This window comes from Achromobacter sp. E1 (assembly GCF_037039475.1).
Taxonomy (GTDB): Bacteria; Pseudomonadota; Gammaproteobacteria; order Burkholderiales; family Burkholderiaceae_B; genus Achromobacter; species Achromobacter mucicolens.
In genome coordinates this window covers 4,502,440-4,518,864 of the sequence record NZ_CP146253.1, presented here as the reverse complement: position 1 = coordinate 4,518,864, position 16,425 = coordinate 4,502,440, and the positions used below count along the sequence as shown (strand labels likewise).

At 67.2% G+C, this 16,425-nt stretch carries 15 protein-coding genes; 8 read left to right on the top strand and 7 right to left on the bottom strand.

The window, feature by feature from the left end; translation table 11 throughout:
* Positions 1-205: 205 nt before the first annotated feature.
* The 4 genes from tkt (at position 206) to V6V88_RS20985 (ending at position 6,395) form a co-directional block, all read left to right on the top strand.
* A complete protein-coding gene (tkt, locus tag V6V88_RS21000) occupies positions 206-2,242 on the top strand; it encodes a transketolase (protein WP_223572419.1) in 2,037 nt (678 codons plus the stop codon).
* 15 nt (positions 2,243-2,257) lie between these two features.
* A complete protein-coding gene (gap, locus tag V6V88_RS20995; RefSeq protein ID WP_056326654.1) occupies positions 2,258-3,268 on the top strand; it encodes a type I glyceraldehyde-3-phosphate dehydrogenase in 1,011 nt (336 codons plus the stop codon).
* 93 nt (positions 3,269-3,361) lie between these two features.
* Positions 3,362-4,558, top strand: coding sequence for a phosphoglycerate kinase (locus tag V6V88_RS20990; protein WP_280001901.1), 1,197 nt, complete (start codon positions 3,362-3,364; stop codon positions 4,556-4,558).
* 148 nt (positions 4,559-4,706) lie between these two features.
* Positions 4,707-6,395 (top strand): SulP family inorganic anion transporter, encoded by a 1,689-nt coding sequence (locus V6V88_RS20985; RefSeq protein WP_338616180.1) that lies wholly within the window; start codon positions 4,707-4,709, stop codon positions 6,393-6,395.
* Positions 6,396-6,542: 147 nt separating this feature from the next.
* Here the strand turns inward: V6V88_RS20985 and fabI are convergent, their stop codons facing one another.
* From fabI to V6V88_RS20950, 7 genes are all read right to left on the bottom strand, one after another.
* A complete protein-coding gene (gene fabI, locus V6V88_RS20980; RefSeq protein WP_338616178.1) occupies positions 6,543-7,316 on the bottom strand; it encodes an enoyl-ACP reductase FabI in 774 nt (257 codons plus the stop codon).
* Positions 7,313-8,497 carry an acetate kinase gene (locus V6V88_RS20975; protein WP_338616176.1) on the bottom strand — a complete coding sequence of 395 codons (1,185 nt, stop codon included), beginning with the start codon at positions 8,495-8,497 and terminating at the stop codon, positions 7,313-7,315. The genes fabI and V6V88_RS20975 overlap by 4 nt, the downstream gene beginning before the upstream one ends.
* Positions 8,498-8,569: 72 nt before the next feature.
* The gene (locus V6V88_RS20970) at positions 8,570-9,514 is read right to left on the bottom strand and encodes a phosphate acetyltransferase (RefSeq protein ID WP_338616174.1); all 945 of its coding nucleotides are present in this window, start codon (positions 9,512-9,514) and stop codon (positions 8,570-8,572) included.
* A gap of 5 nt (positions 9,515-9,519) precedes the next feature.
* Positions 9,520-12,051: a DUF3141 domain-containing protein gene (locus V6V88_RS20965; RefSeq protein ID WP_338616172.1), complete on the bottom strand. Its 2,532-nt coding sequence runs from the start codon at positions 12,049-12,051 to the stop codon at positions 9,520-9,522.
* 177 nt (positions 12,052-12,228) lie between these two features.
* Entirely contained in the window at positions 12,229-12,861 is a 633-nt protein-coding gene (gene yfcF / locus V6V88_RS20960; RefSeq protein WP_062838772.1) for a glutathione transferase, read from the bottom strand.
* 103 nt (positions 12,862-12,964) lie between these two features.
* Complete coding sequence (locus V6V88_RS20955) at positions 12,965-13,294, bottom strand: DHCW motif cupin fold protein (protein ID WP_056326667.1); 330 nt, start codon at positions 13,292-13,294, stop codon at positions 12,965-12,967.
* 61 nt (positions 13,295-13,355) lie between these two features.
* The gene (locus V6V88_RS20950) at positions 13,356-13,841 is read right to left on the bottom strand and encodes a GNAT family N-acetyltransferase (protein ID WP_056326671.1); all 486 of its coding nucleotides are present in this window, start codon (positions 13,839-13,841) and stop codon (positions 13,356-13,358) included.
* 163 nt (positions 13,842-14,004) lie between these two features.
* Between V6V88_RS20950 and V6V88_RS20945 the strand changes: the two genes are divergently transcribed.
* The 4 genes from V6V88_RS20945 (at position 14,005) to V6V88_RS20930 (ending at position 16,410) form a co-directional block, all read left to right on the top strand.
* On the top strand, positions 14,005-14,946 hold the full coding sequence (locus tag V6V88_RS20945; protein ID WP_338619665.1) for a DnaJ C-terminal domain-containing protein: 942 nt from the start codon (positions 14,005-14,007) through the stop codon (positions 14,944-14,946).
* Between the two features lie 2 nt (positions 14,947-14,948).
* Positions 14,949-15,263 (top strand): chaperone modulator CbpM, encoded by a 315-nt coding sequence (locus V6V88_RS20940; protein ID WP_128828125.1) that lies wholly within the window; start codon positions 14,949-14,951, stop codon positions 15,261-15,263.
* Positions 15,264-15,343: 80 nt separating this feature from the next.
* Positions 15,344-16,066: an AzlC family ABC transporter permease gene (locus tag V6V88_RS20935; protein ID WP_338616169.1), complete on the top strand. Its 723-nt coding sequence runs from the start codon at positions 15,344-15,346 to the stop codon at positions 16,064-16,066.
* Positions 16,063-16,410 carry an AzlD domain-containing protein gene (locus V6V88_RS20930; RefSeq protein ID WP_128828126.1) on the top strand — a complete coding sequence of 116 codons (348 nt, stop codon included), beginning with the start codon at positions 16,063-16,065 and terminating at the stop codon, positions 16,408-16,410. Before V6V88_RS20935 ends, V6V88_RS20930 begins: the two co-directional genes overlap by 4 nt.
* Positions 16,411-16,425 lie beyond the last annotated feature (15 nt).

Below are 16,425 nucleotides of genomic sequence, written 5' to 3'. Positions count from 1 at the left end.
GGGAAGGGGATTCGAAATGATAGGGGACTGACGGAGTACGCGTAGCCTACCATCGCTTGCCGATCCCCCTGAAACCCGCGATTACATAGGGCATCCGGCCGATGGCCTCCGGGAAATCCCCTGATGCTAAAATCACCTGCTTCGCAACCTACTCAACTGGCCCTATTTCTTGTCGTAGACGCGCCAGTTTCAAAGAGCCTTCCGAATGAGCAATCCGACCGCCCCTAAACTTGCCTTGGCGGATGCCATCCGCGCCCTCGCGATGGATGCCGTGCAACAAGCGAACTCCGGGCATCCGGGTGCTCCCATGGGCATGGCGGAAATCGCCCAAGCCTTGTGGGCCGGCAACCTGCGCCACAATCCCAAGGATCCCGCCTGGGCCAACCGCGACCGCTTCGTGCTGTCCAACGGCCACGGTTCGATGCTGATCTACGCCCTGCTGCACCTGACGGGCTACGACCTGCCGATCGAAGAACTCAAGAATTTCCGCCAGTTGCATTCCAAGACGCCGGGTCACCCCGAAGTGGGCATCACCCCGGGCGTGGAAACAACCACCGGTCCGCTGGGCCAGGGTCTGGGCAACGCCGTAGGCATGGCGCTCGCCGAAGCGCTGCTCGCCGCCGAATTCAACAAGCCGGGCCACACGCTCGTCGATCACCACACCTACGCGTTCACCGGCGACGGCTGCCTGATGGAAGGCATCTCGCATGAAGTGTGCTCGCTGGCCGGCACGCTCAAGCTGGGCAAGCTGGTCGTGCTGTACGACGACAACGGCATCTCCATCGACGGCCACGTCGAACACTGGTTCGCCGACGACACCGCCAAGCGCTTCGAAGGCTACGGCTGGAACGTCATCCGCGGCGTGGACGGCCATGACGTCGCTGCCGTGGACGCCGCCATCAAGGCCGCACGTGCGCAGTCGGACAAGCCCACGCTGATCGTCTGCCGCACCGTGATCGGCAAGGGTTCGCCCAACATGGCCGGCACGCACAACGTGCACGGGGCGCCGCTGGGCAAGGACGAAATCGCCGCCACGCGCGCCGCGCTGGGCTGGTCTTCCGAACCCTTCCAGATTCCGCAAGACATCTACGACGGCTGGGACGGCCGCAAGCAGGGCGCCGAAGCCCAGGGCGAATGGCAGAAGCGCTTTGACGCCTACGCCGCCGAATTCCCCGCCGAAGCCGCCGAATTCACGCGCCGCATGAAGGGCGAGATGCCCCAGGGCTACGCGGACCAGTTCAAGGCTTTCCTGTCGGCCACGCTGGAAAAGGGCGAGACCGTCGCCACCCGCAAGGCCTCGCAATTCGCCATCGCCGCGCTGGCGCCGATGCTGCCGGAAATGCTGGGCGGCTCGGCCGACCTGACCGGCTCGAACTTCACCGACTGGAAGGGCGTTGGCGCCGTCCGCGCCGGCGACAAGGGCATCCAGTTCGGCCGCCACATCAACTACGGCGTGCGCGAATTCGGCATGGCCGCCATCATGAACGGCATCGCGCTGCACGGCGGCTACCTGCCGTTCGGCGGCACGTTCCTCACGTTCTCGGACTACTCGCGCAACGCCATCCGCATGGCCGCGCTGATGAAGCAGCGCGTCGTCCACGTGTTCACGCACGACTCCATCGGCCTGGGCGAAGACGGCCCGACCCACCAGTCGATCGAGCACGCGGCCAGCCTGCGCCTCATCCCCAACCTGTCGCTGTGGCGTCCTTGCGATACGGCCGAGACCGCCGTGGCCTGGAACGCCGCCGTGACGCGTCCGGCCAGCATCGGCATGGACGTGCATGACGGCGGCCCGACGGCCCTCTTGCTGTCGCGCCAGAACCTGCCCTTCGTGCAGCGCGACGCGGCCACCGTCGACGCCATCGCCCGCGGCGGCTACGTGCTGCGCGACGCCGAAGGCGCCCGCGCCGTCATCATCGCCACCGGCTCTGAAGTCGCCATCGCGCTGGACGCGCAGGCGCAGCTGGCCAAGGAAGGCATTGCCGTGCGCGTGGTCTCCATGCCCAGCACCGACGTCTTCGACAAGCAGGACGCCGCCTGGAAGCAATCCGTGCTGCCCAAGGGCCTGCCGCGCGTGGCCGTCGAGGCCGGCGTCACCGCCTTCTGGCACAAGTACGTGGGCCTGGAAGGCGCCGTGGTCGGCATCGACCGCTACGGCGAGTCCGCGCCGGCCGGCGCCCTGTTCAAGTTCTTCGGGCTGACCGCCGACAAGGTGGCCGAGACCGTCAAGCAAGTTTTGTAAAAAAGGAGCTTAGTCATGACCATTCGCGTCGCCATCAACGGTTACGGTCGCATCGGCCGCAACATCCTGCGTGCCCACTACGAAGGTGGCAAGAAGCACGATATCGAAATCGTCGCCATCAACGACCTGGGCGATCCCAAGACGAACGCGCACCTGACGCGCTACGACACCGCCCACGGCAAGTTCCCGGGCACCGTCGAAGTCGACGGCGAATTCATGGTCGTCAACGGCGACAAGATCCGCGTGCTGGCCAACCGCAACCCGGCCGAACTGCCGTGGGGCGACCTGAAGGTCGACGTCGTGCTGGAATGCACGGGCTTTTTCACCACCAAGGAAAAGGCCGGCGCGCACATCAAGGGCGGCGCCAAGAAAGTCATCATCTCGGCCCCCGGCGGCAAGGATGTTGATGCCACCATCGTCTACGGCGTCAACCACGGCGTGCTGAAGTCGACCGACACCGTCATCTCCAACGCGTCGTGCACCACCAACTGCCTGGCCCCCCTGGTCAAGCCGCTGAACGACAAGCTGGGTCTGGAAAACGGCCTGATGACCACCGTTCACGCCTACACGAACGACCAGGTCCTGACCGACGTCTACCACGAAGACCTGCGCCGCGCCCGTTCGGCCACGATGAGCATGATCCCCACCAAGACCGGCGCCGCCGCCGCCGTGGGCCTGGTCCTGCCGGAACTGAACGGCAAGCTGGACGGCTACGCCATCCGCGTCCCGACCATCAACGTGTCGCTGGTCGACCTGTCGTTCGTGGCCAGCCGCGACACGACCGCCGAAGAAGTGAACGGCATCCTGAAGGCCGCCTCGGAAGGCGAGCTCAAGGGCATCCTGGACTACAACACCGAACCCCTGGTCTCGGTCGACTACAACCACAACCCGGCCTCCAGCACCGTTGACGCGTCGCTGACCAAGGTCTCGGGCCGTCTGGTCAAGGTCTCGTCCTGGTACGACAACGAGTGGGGCTTCTCGAACCGCATGCTCGACACCACCGTCGCGCTGATGTCGGCCAAGTAAGCACGCCGCCAGTCCATAAGGGGACGGATTTGTTTTCCGCCATTGCGGAAAATGGGTTCGTCCCCTTTGTTCGCCTACCGAAGGAATCCAACTATGTCCAAGGTCCAAACCCTGTCCGCGCTGGCCAAGGCCGGCGCCCTGTCCGGCAAGCGTGTGTTCATCCGCGCCGACCTGAACGTCCCGTTCGATGACGCCGGCCGCATCAGCGAAGACACCCGCATCCGCGCCTCGGTGCCCGGCATCCGCCTGGCGCTGGACGCCGGCGCCGCCGTGATGGTCACGTCCCACCTGGGCCGCCCCAAAGAAGGCGTCTTGACCGACGCCGATTCGCTTGCCAAGGTCGGCCAGCGCCTGTCCGAACTGCTGGGCATGCCCGTGCCGCTGGTGCGCGACTGGGTCGATGGCGTGAAGGTCGATCACGGCCAGGTCGTGCTGCTGGAAAACTGCCGCGTGAACGTCGGCGAAAAGAAGGACGACGAGGCGCTTGCCAAGAAGATGGCGGCGCTGTGCGACGTGTATGTCAACGACGCCTTCGGCACGGCGCATCGCGCTGAAGCCACCACGCACGGCATCGCGCGCTTTGCCCCCATGGCCTGCGCCGGCCCCCTGCTGGAAGCCGAACTGGATGCCCTGGGCCGCGCGCTGCACGAACCGAAGCGTCCGCTGGTCGCGATCGTGGGCGGCTCCAAGGTGTCGACCAAGCTGTCGATCCTGCAATCGCTGGCCGACAAGGTCGACCAGCTGGTCGTGGGCGGCGGCATCGCCAACACGTTCATGCTGGCTGCCGGCCTGTCCATCGGCAAGTCGCTGGCCGAGCCCGACCAGGTCGAGCAGGCCCGCGCCGTCATCGACATCATGAAAAAGCGCGGCGCGGCCGTGCCGATTCCCGTTGACGTGGTGTGCGCCAAGTCGTTCGGCGCAGACGCCGAGGCCACCGTGAAGGCGGCCACCGACGTGGCCGACGACGACATGATCCTGGACATCGGTCCGCAGACCGCGGCGCAACTGGCCGAGATCCTCAAGAAGGCCGGCACCATCGTCTGGAACGGCCCGGTGGGCGTGTTCGAATTCGACCAGTTCGCCAATGGCACGGAAGTGGTCGCCCGCGCCATCGCCGACTCGGAAGGCTTCTCGATCGCCGGCGGCGGCGACACCCTGGCCGCCATCGCCAAGTACAAGATCGGCGAGCAGGTCGGCTACATCTCCACCGGCGGCGGCGCCTTCCTGGAATTCCTGGAAGGCAAGACCCTGCCCGCCGTGGCAGTGCTGCAAGACCGCGCCGCGGGCTGATCCCGCGGTGTGACGGGTGTCTGACGGCCGGCAGGTGTCAGACACCCGGATTGATTTACCTTGCACCGCCCTTGAGCGAGTTGGTTTAGGCTTGGTGGTCGTCCCGCGTCGTGTGGGAGTCCTTTTTTTCAGGTCGTCCTGCTGCACCATGAACCTTCGCGTCATTCCTGGCCTGGCCAACTTCCAGGGCATCACCCGCGACTCGGCCCGGCGCGACATCACGGCGGGCTTTAGCGTGGCTGCGGTGGCGCTGCCGGTGGGGCTGGCCTATTCCGCCATGATGGGGGTGCCGCCCGTTGCCGGGCTGTGGGCCGCCATTGCGGGCATGCTTGCCTACGCGTTCTTCGGCTCGTCGCGCACGCTCATCGTCGGTCCCGACACCGCTACCTGCACCCTCATTGCCGCCACCTTGACCGGCATGGCGCTGACCACACCCGAGGCGCGGCTGCAGGCCGCCACCAGCATCGCGCTCACCGTTGGCGTGGGTTGCCTCATCGCCCGGGTCCTGCGGCTGGGCGTGCTTGCGAACCTGCTGTCGCGGCCGGTGCTGATCGGGTACATGGCCGGCGTGGCGATCACGCTGGCGACGTCGCAACTGAGCGGCCTGACGGGCGTGGGCCTGCGCAACAGCGGCCTGATCCACCCGTTCATGGAACTGTCTCACCGGCTGTCCGAAATCCGGCTGCCGACGCTGTTTCTGGGGCTGGCCTCGTGCATCTTCCTGGTGGCGATCAAACGCTGGCGGCCTTCGTGGCCCGGCCCCATTTTGCTGGTGGTCGCGACCTGCCTGCTTTCCTGGCTGTTTAATTTCCCGGCGATGGGCATTGCGGTGGTGGGCGACGTGCCGGCCGGGCTGCCGGCCTTCAATCTGCCCGTCAGCCTGGAAGGCGTGGACGGCATCCTGCTGGGCGCGGCGGGGGTGCTGGTCGTCAGTTTTTCCAGTGGCATCGTGACCGCGCGCAGCTTTGCTGCGCGCACGGGCGACCACGTCGACCCGAACCGCGAACTGGTGGGGTTTGGCGCGGCCAATGTGGCCGCGGGCCTGTTCCAGGGCTACGTCGTGACGGGCGCCGATTCGCGCACGGCGGTCGGGCTGGTGGCAGGCGGGTCGTCGCCGCTCGTCAGCATCAGCGCGGCGGCCGCGCTGGCCGTCGTGGTGGGCCTGTTGAGCGAGCCGCTCTATTGGCTGCCGCAGTTCGCGCTGTCGGCCATCCTGCTGCTCGCCGCGGCCAGCCTGTTCGACTGGCATGCCTTCAAGCGGCTGGCGCGGATCTCCCGGATCGAACTCGCGTTCGGGGTCCTGGCGGCCGTGGGCGTGGTGGGATTCGGCGTGCTGCAGGGCGTTGCGGTTTCCGTGGGCGCGACGCTGCTCTATGCCATGTACGTGTCCGGCAATCCCCGCGATGCGCTGCTGGGCCGCTTGCCGGGCGAAACGGTGCTGGGCAAGATGCACCTGAATCCGCAGGCCCAGCCCGTGCCGGGCGCCGTGATCTGGCTGTTCGAGTCCTCGGTCTGGTTCTTCAATGCGGACGCGTTCCGCCGCCGCGCGCGCGAAGTCATCGAACAGGCGGGCGACGTGCGCTGGTTCGTGCTGGACGCCGAAGCCATGACCCAGGCCGATGCCGACGCCGTCGAGGCGCTGTATGAACTCAAACGCATCCTGGAAGAACGCGGCATCTTGCTGCTGGTCGCGGGCGGCCACGGCAAGTTCCGCGAGGCGCTGCAGCGCTCGGGGCTGGTCAAGAAGATCGGGCCGGACAGGATCTTCGTCAGTCCTGAACAGGCGGTGGAAGCCATCGAGCGCTGGCGCCAGGGCGGGCCGGCGACGCTGGGCTGACCTTCGAATTGCCAGGTGTAATGACTCGGTGTCTGACACCCCCGAATGACCAGGTGTCTGACCAGGTGTCTGACACCCTGGAGAAATGACCTGCGCGCCTGGACGTCGCACGCAGGGTGTCTGACACCTCGCAAGCCATAACCCGCCTCAATCGATGATGTGATACCCGCCGTCGATGTACAGCGTCTGCCCCGTCATCAGCCGCGCCGCATCGGTGGCCAGCCAGGCGGTCGCTTCGCCAACGTCGTCAATCGACACCAGGCTGCGCGCGGGCGCCTTGGCCTGGGCGCGGTCCAGCATGGTGTCGAATTCCGCAATGCCCGACGCGGCGCGCGTTTTCAGTGGTCCCGGCGAAATCGCGTGGACGCGGATGCCTTGCGGGCCCAGTTCGGCGGCCAGGTAGCGCGTGGCCGATTCCAGCGCGGCCTTGACCGGTCCCATCATGTTGTAGTGCTCGACCACCATCTGCGAGCCGTAATAGCTCATGCAGAAGAGGGCGCCGCCATTGCGCATCAGCGGCTCGGCGAGCTTGGCCATGCGGATGAAGGACCAGCATGACACGTCCATCGCCTGCAGAAAGCCCGCCCGCGAGCAGTCCGTGACACGCCCGTGCAGGTCCTCGCGCGGCGCGTAGGCCACCGAGTGCAGCACGAAATCCAGCGCGCCCCATTCGTGCGTGATGCGGGCAAAGACGGCTTCCAGCTCGCCGTCGTTCAAGAGGTTCAGCGGCATCAGCAAGGGCGCGTCCACCTGTTGCGCTAGCGGCGCCACGTGCGGCAGGGCCTTGTCGTTCAGGTAGGTCACCGCCAGGTCGGCGCCCATCGCGCGAAACGCCTTGGCGCAGCCCCACGCGATGGAGTCGGCATTCGCGATGCCGGTCACCAGCCCGCGCTTGCCGGCCAGCGGCAGGTGCGCGCTCATTGCTGCCTCACGAGGGCAAGCGTGTGTTGGGCAATGATGAGCTCTTCGTTCGTGCGCACCACGTAGACGCCGATGCGGCTGTCGTCGGTGGAGATGCGCGGCCCGTGGCGGGCGTTGCGTTCGGGGTCTAGCTTGATGCCCAGCCAGCCCCAGTGCTCGCTGATGGCCTGGCGGATCTCGGCGGAGTTCTCGCCGACGCCGGCAGTGAAGACGATGCCATCGATGCCGTTCATCGCGCAGCCCAGGCCGATCATGCCTTCGGCCACGCGCCAGGCGAAGTACTTCAGCGCCAGCTTGGCCGACGGCGCATTGCTGGCCAGGAGTTCGCGCATGTCGTTGCTGATGCCCGACAGGCCCTTCATGCCGCAGTCGTGATACAGCATGTGCTCGATCTCGTCGTGGCTCATGCCCTGTTCCATCATCCACAGCACCACGCCGGGGTCCAGGCGGCCCGGACGCGTGCCCATCGGCAGGCCTTCCAGTGCCGTGAAACCCATGGTGCTGTCCACGCTCTTGCCCTGGTGGATCGCGCAGGCCGACACGCCGGACCCCAAGTGGGCGGCGACGATCTTGCCCATGGCGATGTCCGGCAGCGCCTGCTTCAGGCGCTGCGCGATGTACTCGTAGGACAGACCATGAAAACCGTAGCGGCGCACGCCTTCCAGGTACAGGCGCTCGGGCAGCGCATAGCGGTCGGCCACGTCGCTATGGCTGCGGTGAAATGCCGTATCGAAGCACGCCACCTGCGGAATCCAGGGCCGGCGTTCACGGATGACGCGGATCGGCGCCAGGTTGTTGGGCTGATGCAGCGGCGCAAGCGGCGTGAACGTGTCCAGCTTGGCCAGGATGTCGTCATCGATCAGCACCGGCTCGGACAGGTCGGGCCCGCCGTGCACCACGCGGTGGCCCACGGCCAGTGGCGCGCCGCCCAGGTGGCCGCTCAACCACGTGCCCACGACCTCCTGCGCGTTGGGCACGTCGGGCGCGTGGCTGGGCGCAATGTCGCGCTCGACCAGCGTCTCGCCCGCCGCGTCGCGCACCCGCAGGCGGGGATGCGTGGTGCCGATGCCTTCGAGCTGGCCGCCCAGACGGGGCGCGAGCTGGTGGCCGGCATCGATGTCATACAGGTAGAACTTGATGCTGGAACTGCCGGCGTTGATGACGAGGATGGTGTCGCTCATGGCGGTGTGCTTCCATGTTGGGACAAATCGCGCGAAAGCCCGCAGTGGCGGGCCGGGGGCAGGGCGCTGGCGTCAGGCCAGCGGTTTGGCCTGCTGCTGGGCAAGATGGTGGGCGTAGATTGCCGCCACCGCGCACGAGGCAAGACGCGAGCGCGGGCTGTCGGCGCGGCTGGTCAGGATGATCGGCACGCGCGCCCCAAGCACGATGCCGGCGGCTTCGGCATTGGCGAGAAACGTCAGGTTCTTGGCCAGCATGTTGCCGGCTTCCAGGTCGGGCACCACCAGCACCTGGGCCACGCCGGCCACCGGTGAACGGATGCCCTTGATGCGTGCGGCGTCGGGGCTGATGGCGTTGTCCAGCGCCAGCGGGCCGTCCAGCACGCCGCCCGTGATCTGCCCGCGGTCGGCCATCTTGCACAGCGCAGCCGCCTCGATCGTGCTGGGGATGCTGGGCGTGACCTGTTCCACCGCCGACAGGATCGCCACGCGCGGTTCGCCCAGCCCCAGTCCCAGATGCAGGTCGATCACGTTGCGGATGATGTCGGCCTTGGTTTCCAGGTCCGGAAAGATGTTGATGGCCGCGTCGGTGATGAAGAGCGGCTCGGGATAGGTTGGCACCTCCATGATGAACACATGGCTGATGCGCCGGCCGCTGCGCAGGCCCGTCGTGCGCGCCACGACCTCATGCATCAGTTCGTCGGTGTGCAGGCTGCCCTTCATGAGCAGCGACGCCTCGCCGCTGCGCACCAGCGCGACCGCCCTTTCCGCGGCGGCATGGCTGTGCGGCGCGTCCACGATGCGGGCATCGCCCAGATTCAGGTTGAACTGCGCGGCCGTGTCGCGGATCTTGCCTTCCGGCCCGACCAGGATGGGCCGCAAGAGGCCCAGGTCGCGCGCTTCCAGCGCCGCGGACAACGAGGGCTCGTCGCACGGGTGGGCGATGGCGCACGCGGCCGGTTCAAGCGTCTGCGCGCGTGCGATGAGTTTGTCGTAGTGCGTGGACGTCGGGAGGCTCATGGTTCTCAGGCCTTGGCGGGTTGACGGGCGGCAGCCGCGCGCTTGCCGGGCGACTTGGAGGCGTTGGACGCGGCTTTCGTGGCGGGAGCGGCCTGCTTGGTTGCCTGCTTGGCGGGCGTCTTGGCGGCTTTAGGGGCGGCCTTAGAGGCGGCTTTTGCGGCTGTCTTTGCGACGGTCTTGCCCGCAGCCTTGGGCGCGGACGCCGCATTCACGGCCTTGCGCGCGGCGTCGGGATGCGGCCGGGCGGTCTTGCCGGGCACCTGCGCGGCCTTGTCGACCAGCTCGGTGACCGGATCATCCATCTTCGCGTCTTCGGCGCCGCGCGAGGGCTCGGCCTTCTGGCCCTGTTCGCGCCGCTGTGCGCGGCGCTCGGCCGCTTCGAAGATGCGCTCCATTTCGTTCAGGCTTTCGCGCGCCGCGTCGCTCAGCGGTTCAGCCGCTTCCAGGACGCCCTTCATGGCGTCCAGACCGGCGCGGATCTCGGCAGCCGACGAGCCGTCAAGCAAGTGCGGCATGGCCTGGATGGCAGCGGTCGAATCCAGCGTCATCATCAGCGCCTGCTCGCGGATGACGTCCTTGAATTCCTCCAGCGACAGGGCGTTGTCGGCTTCGGCGCGCATCTTGCGGATCAGCGCGAAGCTGCGCTCGTCCAGGCCGCCCTCGGCGCCCGACACGTACAGCAGCATCCGGATCGCCGCCACGCGCAGTCCGCCTTCCTGCAGCATCGAGCGCAATTCCGCGGCGCGTTCTTCCATGAAGCGGCGATGCTCCGGCGAGACGCCCGGATGCCTGCGCGGCGGACCGGACTTGGCGCCCAGGCCGGCCAGGTCTTGCACCACAGGCGAACCGTAGACGCTCATGAAGGTCCGTTCGTCGGCCGAATCGCGCAGTTCCTGCCAGATGTTCAGGCTGGTCTCGATCATGTTCGAGAACATCTCCTGCGCAACCAGGAACGGATTCGTGGGCGAGGCCTGCTTGCGGTTCTCGCGCACCTGTTCGGCTACCTTGGCGATGGGCGCGATGACCGGGTTGCGGTCGGAGATCAGTTCGTAGGGCAGGCGCAGCGGGTGCATGCGCTGCATCCATTCGGCAGACTGCGGCGTGACCAGGGCGCGCAGCCAGGGCTGCACGAAGCTGCGGTACATGCCCAGGTTGATGTCGGAGATGCGGGCCACCGCGGCAAAGCGCTGGTCGTCCTCTTCCTTGCGGTCGACGATGGCGCGCACGTCGTCCAGCTTGCGCTGTTCGAACGACAGCACGTAGTTGCCGTAAGCCAGGTCGGCGTTGGGCGTGTCCGGCGTCTTGTCGGCGATTTCGGCCTGGTAGATGCCGGGCGGCAGCACATCGATCATGTCGATGTTGGAGGTGAACTCCTGGTGCTCCTTGCGGGCCACGCTGCCGGACACGAAGATGCCCAAATGGCCGATGCTTTCGTGGATGGCGTAGACGATGGTCTGGCCGTGGGCCAGGACTTCGGCCTCGTTCTGGTACAGGTCGGGAATCCAGCCCAGCGCCTGCGGGGGCGGGGTGATGTTGTCGCCCTTGGAGCAGAACACCACGATGGGCGAGCGGATGTTGCGCAGGTCGATGCGGATGCCGTCGGAAGTCACCAGACCCGCGGTCGCCAGGCGGTTGCCCACGAAGAGGTTGTCGACGATGTACTGGATCTCGGGGCCATTCAGGAACACGTGGCCGCCCCACCATTTTTCGAAGCTCAGATAGCGGCTGGCCTCGGTGTCGACATTGGCGTACAGGTTGTACTGCTTGGACCACAGCGTGTTGGCCGGATTCAGGTTCTCGAAGTTCTGCACCAGCCAGGCGCCGTCGAACTTGCCGTTGCCCAGATCGCTGGTCATGGCCGTGAGCCAACTGCCGCCCAACAGGCCGCCGGCATAGCGCATGGGATTCATGCCGCGCCAGCCCGCCCAGTACGACAAGGGCGCGCCCGCGACGATGATGGGGCCGAAGAGCTCAGGGCGCACCGCGGCGGTCATCATGATCTGCCAGCCCGCCTGGCAATTGGCCACGACGACGGGCTTGCCTTCGGCATCCGGGTGCAGCGCGATGATCTCTTCCAGGAAGCGGGCCTCGGCCATCATCACGTCTTCGACGGTCTGCGTGGGCATGGGTTGCGGCAGGAAGGTCGCGAAGTAGCAGGGGTGCCCGGCACGCACGGCCACGCCGATCTCGCTTTCCGGCTTGAAACCGCCAATGCCCGGCCCGTGGCCGGCGCGCGGATCCACCACCAGGAAGGGGCGTTTGATCGGGTCCGTTTCGACGCCGGCGGGCGGCTTGATCCGCAAGAGGCCGTAATTGACCGGCCGGGGCAGCTCGCGGCCATCGAGCACCAGCTCGAATTCCATGCTGAGCACGTTGGGCGCGCGCTTGGCCATGTGATCGTGGTACTGGTTGCCGCGCTGTCGCATCACATCGGCGTAAAGCACGCCGCGCTGCCAGGCATCGACGGCGTATTCATAGGCGGCCGTCCAGGGGTTCAAGGACGGGGCAAGCGTGTGATCGGTGCCGGATCCGGCCATGGCGATCTCCTGTAAATAGCTGCCGGCGGCAAATGGCCGCCAAGCCGGTCCCCAGTGGAACCGGCGGCGTTGACCTCCTCATTACACCGCAATGGATGGTGCGGTGCAACATCGGAGCGTTTGCGGCAGGTCAACCCGGGCAGCAGGACGAAGCGCCGCCCTGGGGCAGGGATCAGTTCAACGCGCGGCGGCGTTGTGTTCCAGCCATTTCTGGACGGCGGGCCGCTGCCACTGCGCATCGGCGTAGGCGCGCAGCGTGTCGGGCAGGTCGTCGTGCGCAAGGCGCTTGAGCATGACCGCCAGATCGGTATCGGCGATGCACCACGCATCGAACAGCGTCGTCTGGTCAACGCCGATCAGGTGGTTGGCCACCTGGATCAGCTTGGCGGCGGCGGCATGGGCGGCGTCGGAAAGCGGCTGGCCTGTTTCGCCGTAGAACACGGTTTCGGTGGGGCGTTCCTGGCGCAGGGCGGCCAGGTCGCTGCGCAGCCAGGCCTGCAATTGGCGTGCGCGTGCGCGTTCGTGGATGCCGGACGGAAACAGGGCTGCGTGGCCGGGCGCGGGGAAGGCTTCGTCCAGGTATTCGGCGATGACGCTGGATTCGGTCAGGTTGAAGTCCGCATGCGTCAAGGCCGGCACCCGGGCCGTGAGCGCGCGGCACTGGAAGGGCTGCATGCGCTGTTCGCCGGCGCTCAGGTCGATGGGGCGCACTTCGAAAGGCAACTGCTTTTCGGTCAGCGCCACGTAGACCGACATGGCGTACGGGCTGAGAAACAGGGAATCGACGTATAGCGTAATCGGGGCGCCCAAAGCTTGTCTCCGGTCAGGCGGGGTAACGAATGGTCAGGCTGCGCGCGGCGTCTGGTTTGCAAAGCGTAACGCAAGTGCAATACAGGCGTGTCGCGCGGGCGCGTCAGTCGACGATGAAGAGCTTGGCGCCGGTTGCGGTGGACGAGCGGTGCGGTTCGGCCTGATCGGCGACCTGATAGCTCATGCCGGGCGTCAGGACGAACTGGCGGCCGTCTTCCAGTTCGGTGTGCAGTTCGCCTTCCAGGCAGAACAGAATGTGGCCCTTGGTGCACCAGTGGTCGGCCAGGTAACCGGGGGTGTATTCCACCATGCGCACGCGCAGGTCGCCGAAATGGCGGGTCCGCCAGTAAGCCATGCCGGTGTCGCCGGCGTGTTCGGTGCGTTCCACTTCGGACCAGTCGGTGGTGCCGAAGGGGATGTTGCTCATCTTCATCGTGATTCCTGCAGGGTCGGTCCGCCCCCGAATCCGGGGCGAAAAACACATACTACGCCATTCACGCGGCCAGCTTTTTCTGCCAGAACATGGCGCGGCCGGTCGCATCGTCCAGCGCGTAGCCCTCGAAGCCCAGTTTGCGGTAAAGGCCCTGGGCGACGGTGTTGCCCTCCAGCACTTCCAGCGTGATCTTGCAGCAATCCATTTGGCGGGCGCGGTCCTCAAGGGCCGCAAGCAGCGCCTTGCCCACGCCCTGGCCCTGAAACCGGGGCGACACCGCCAGGTCGTGCAGGTTCAGCAGCGGGCGGCAGGCAAAGGTGGAGAAGCCTTCCACGTAGATTGCGACGCCGGCGGCCTGGCCGTCGACGCGCGCCAGCAGCGCGCGCACGGTCGGGCGGCGGGCGAGCTCGGGGATCAGGTTGGCCTGCGCATGGGCCGGCAAGGGCGTATTGCCGCCCATGGGACCGCTGGCGTATTCGTTCAGCATGGCCAGCACCTGGCGGCCGTGGTCAGGGTCGTTGAAGTCGGCGTCGATGATTTCCAGCACGATCGGTCCTTTGGGAGTAAGCCGCGCAAACCGACCATTATGCGCCTGGCCGCCAACTGCGCAATCGCATTGAAAAATCGGTCCATAACCCCTATCTTCTGGCTATTCAAGGCCGGATCCGGCTGTGCCGGACGCGGCCTCAACCCTCTACGTGGGCTGGAACATGGAGTTCAAGGACTACTACAGCATTCTCGGGGTGGAACAGGGCGCGTCCGACGACGACATCCGCAAGGCGTACCGCAAGCTCGCCCGCAAATATCACCCCGACGTCAGCAAGGAAAGCGACGCCGAAACCCGCATGCGCGACGTGAACGAAGCGTACGACGTGCTGCGCGACGCCGAAAAGCGCCAGGCCTATGACAACCTCGCGGCAGGCGTGTCGCCCGGCGGCGGCTTCCAGCCTCCGCCCGGCTGGGACGAAGGCTTCGAGTTCCACCGCGGCGCGGCGCCCGGCGACGAGGCGCAATTCAGCGAGTTCTTTTCGTCGCTGTTTGGCGGGCGGGGCGGCCGGCATGGCGCGCGGCAACAGGAATTCCGCGCGCGCGGCGAGGACCACCACGCCGCGATCGAGGTCGACCTGGAAGACGCGATCAAGGGCGCCACGCGCGACATCAGCCTGCGTTCCATGCAGATGGACGACCAGGGCCGCCCGCACATGCAAAGCCGCACGCTCAGCGTCAAGATTCCAGCAGGCGTGCGTGAAGGCCAGTACATCCGGCTGGCGGGGCAGGGCATGCCGGGCTACGGCGGCGGCGACAGCGGCGACCTGTATCTGGAGGTGCGCTTCAAGCCGCATCCGCGCTACCGTGCCGAAGGGCGCGATCTCTACATGACGCTGCCGGTTGCGCCCTGGGAAGCCGCCCTGGGCGCCAGCGTCAAGGCGCCCACGCCGGGCGGCACGGTCGAAGTGTCCGTCCCGCCCGGTTCCGGCAACGGCCGCAAGCTGCGGCTGCGCGGACGCGGCATCCCGGGCGATCCGCCGGGCGACCTGTACCTGGTCCTTGACCTGGTGCTGCCGCCCGCCGACAGCGACGCCGCCAAGGCCGCCTACCGCAAGCTGCAGCAGGACCTGCCCTTCAACCCGCGCCGCAACCTGGGGGTCTGAGCATGAAAAAGATAGTGATCACCAGCGCCACCGTCGTGGGCGAGTCGCAGCCGCTCAGCGCCGACGACCTGGCCCGCGCCTGCGGCGCGGAAGTGGAATGGGTGGCTCAGCTGGTCGAGGTCGGCATCGTCAACGCCAGCGGCAGCGGCCCCTCGGAATGGCGCTTCTACAGCGTGGATCTGCAGCGCGCCTTGCACGCGCGCCGGCTGGAGCACGACTTTGGCGCGGGCCTGGACGCCGTGGCCCTCATCCTGGACCTGAGCCAGGAGGTGCGCCGGCTGAAGTCGCAACTGCGGGCATTGGGGGCGATGCCCTGAGTGCGCGGGGCTCGCGGTCCACGCGATAGCGCGTGTGCGGCGATAGGTAAAATGGGCGCCCGCCGCACTACGTAGAAGCAATGAGCGCCTTGGAGACTCCCCCCGACGCCGCGCGCGCCCCGTCCGGCAGCGCGCGCATCGATGGCCTGAAATCGTGTCTGCCGGTCATGATCGGCTACTTTCCGGTGGCTGTGACCTTCGGCATCGCCGGCGTCGCGGCCGGCCTGACGCCGCTGCAGGTCGTCTTGATTTCCGTGCTGGTCTACGCGGGCGCCAGCCAGTTCCTGTTGCTGGCCTCCATCAAGGCGGGAACGCCCTGGCTCTGGGTGGTGGCGCTGTGCTCGCTGCTGAATGCGCGCCACCTGCTCTACGGCCCGCTGCTGTCGCGCTTCCTGCCCGCGGCGCTGCGCGATCGCCTGAAGGTCGCCTTCCTGCTGACCGACGAAGTCTTTGCCACCGCCTTCAACCGCCTGCCGGCCGTCGAACCCGGCCGCCGCCAGGGCTGGATGATCGCGCTGGGCCTGGGCGCATGGCTGACCTGGATCGCCGGCACGGCCGTGGGCGTGTACGCCGGCGATGGTTTGGAAAAACACTATCCGATGCTGTCGCAGGTCATGCGTTTCGCCCTGCCGGCGCTGTTCATGGCGCTGGTGTGCCAGAGCGCGCGGCGCGGCATGGGATGGCCCATCCTGGCCGCCGTGGGCGGGGCCGGGCTGATTGCGGCGCTGGGATACACCAGCCTTGCCATCCTGGCCGGTGCGGTCATCGGCTGCGCCGCCTATCGCATGGGCAGGCCCGCATGAACACCAACGGCCTGGAATTCTGGGGCGCCGTCATCGCGATGGCGGTCATCACGTACCTCACGCGCGCGCTGCCCTTCATGCTGTCCGAGCGCAGCCGGCTGCTGCGGCGGTTGTCCCGCGAGGGCTCGGCCCTGTCCGCGCTGGGTCCGTCGCTGCTCGCGGGCATCGCGGCCGCCGTCATCGTGCCCGATCTGCTGGGCGCGGCGGACGATGCCGCCCGCATCGCGCCGTACGTGGGCGGGCTGGCTGTCACCGGCGTTGCCGCGCGCCTGGTCAGCAATACGGGCGTCGCGGTGCTGCTTGGCATGGGCGGGTACGGGATATTGCTGGCTTTGGCGGCCTAGCAAGCGCGCGGAGCG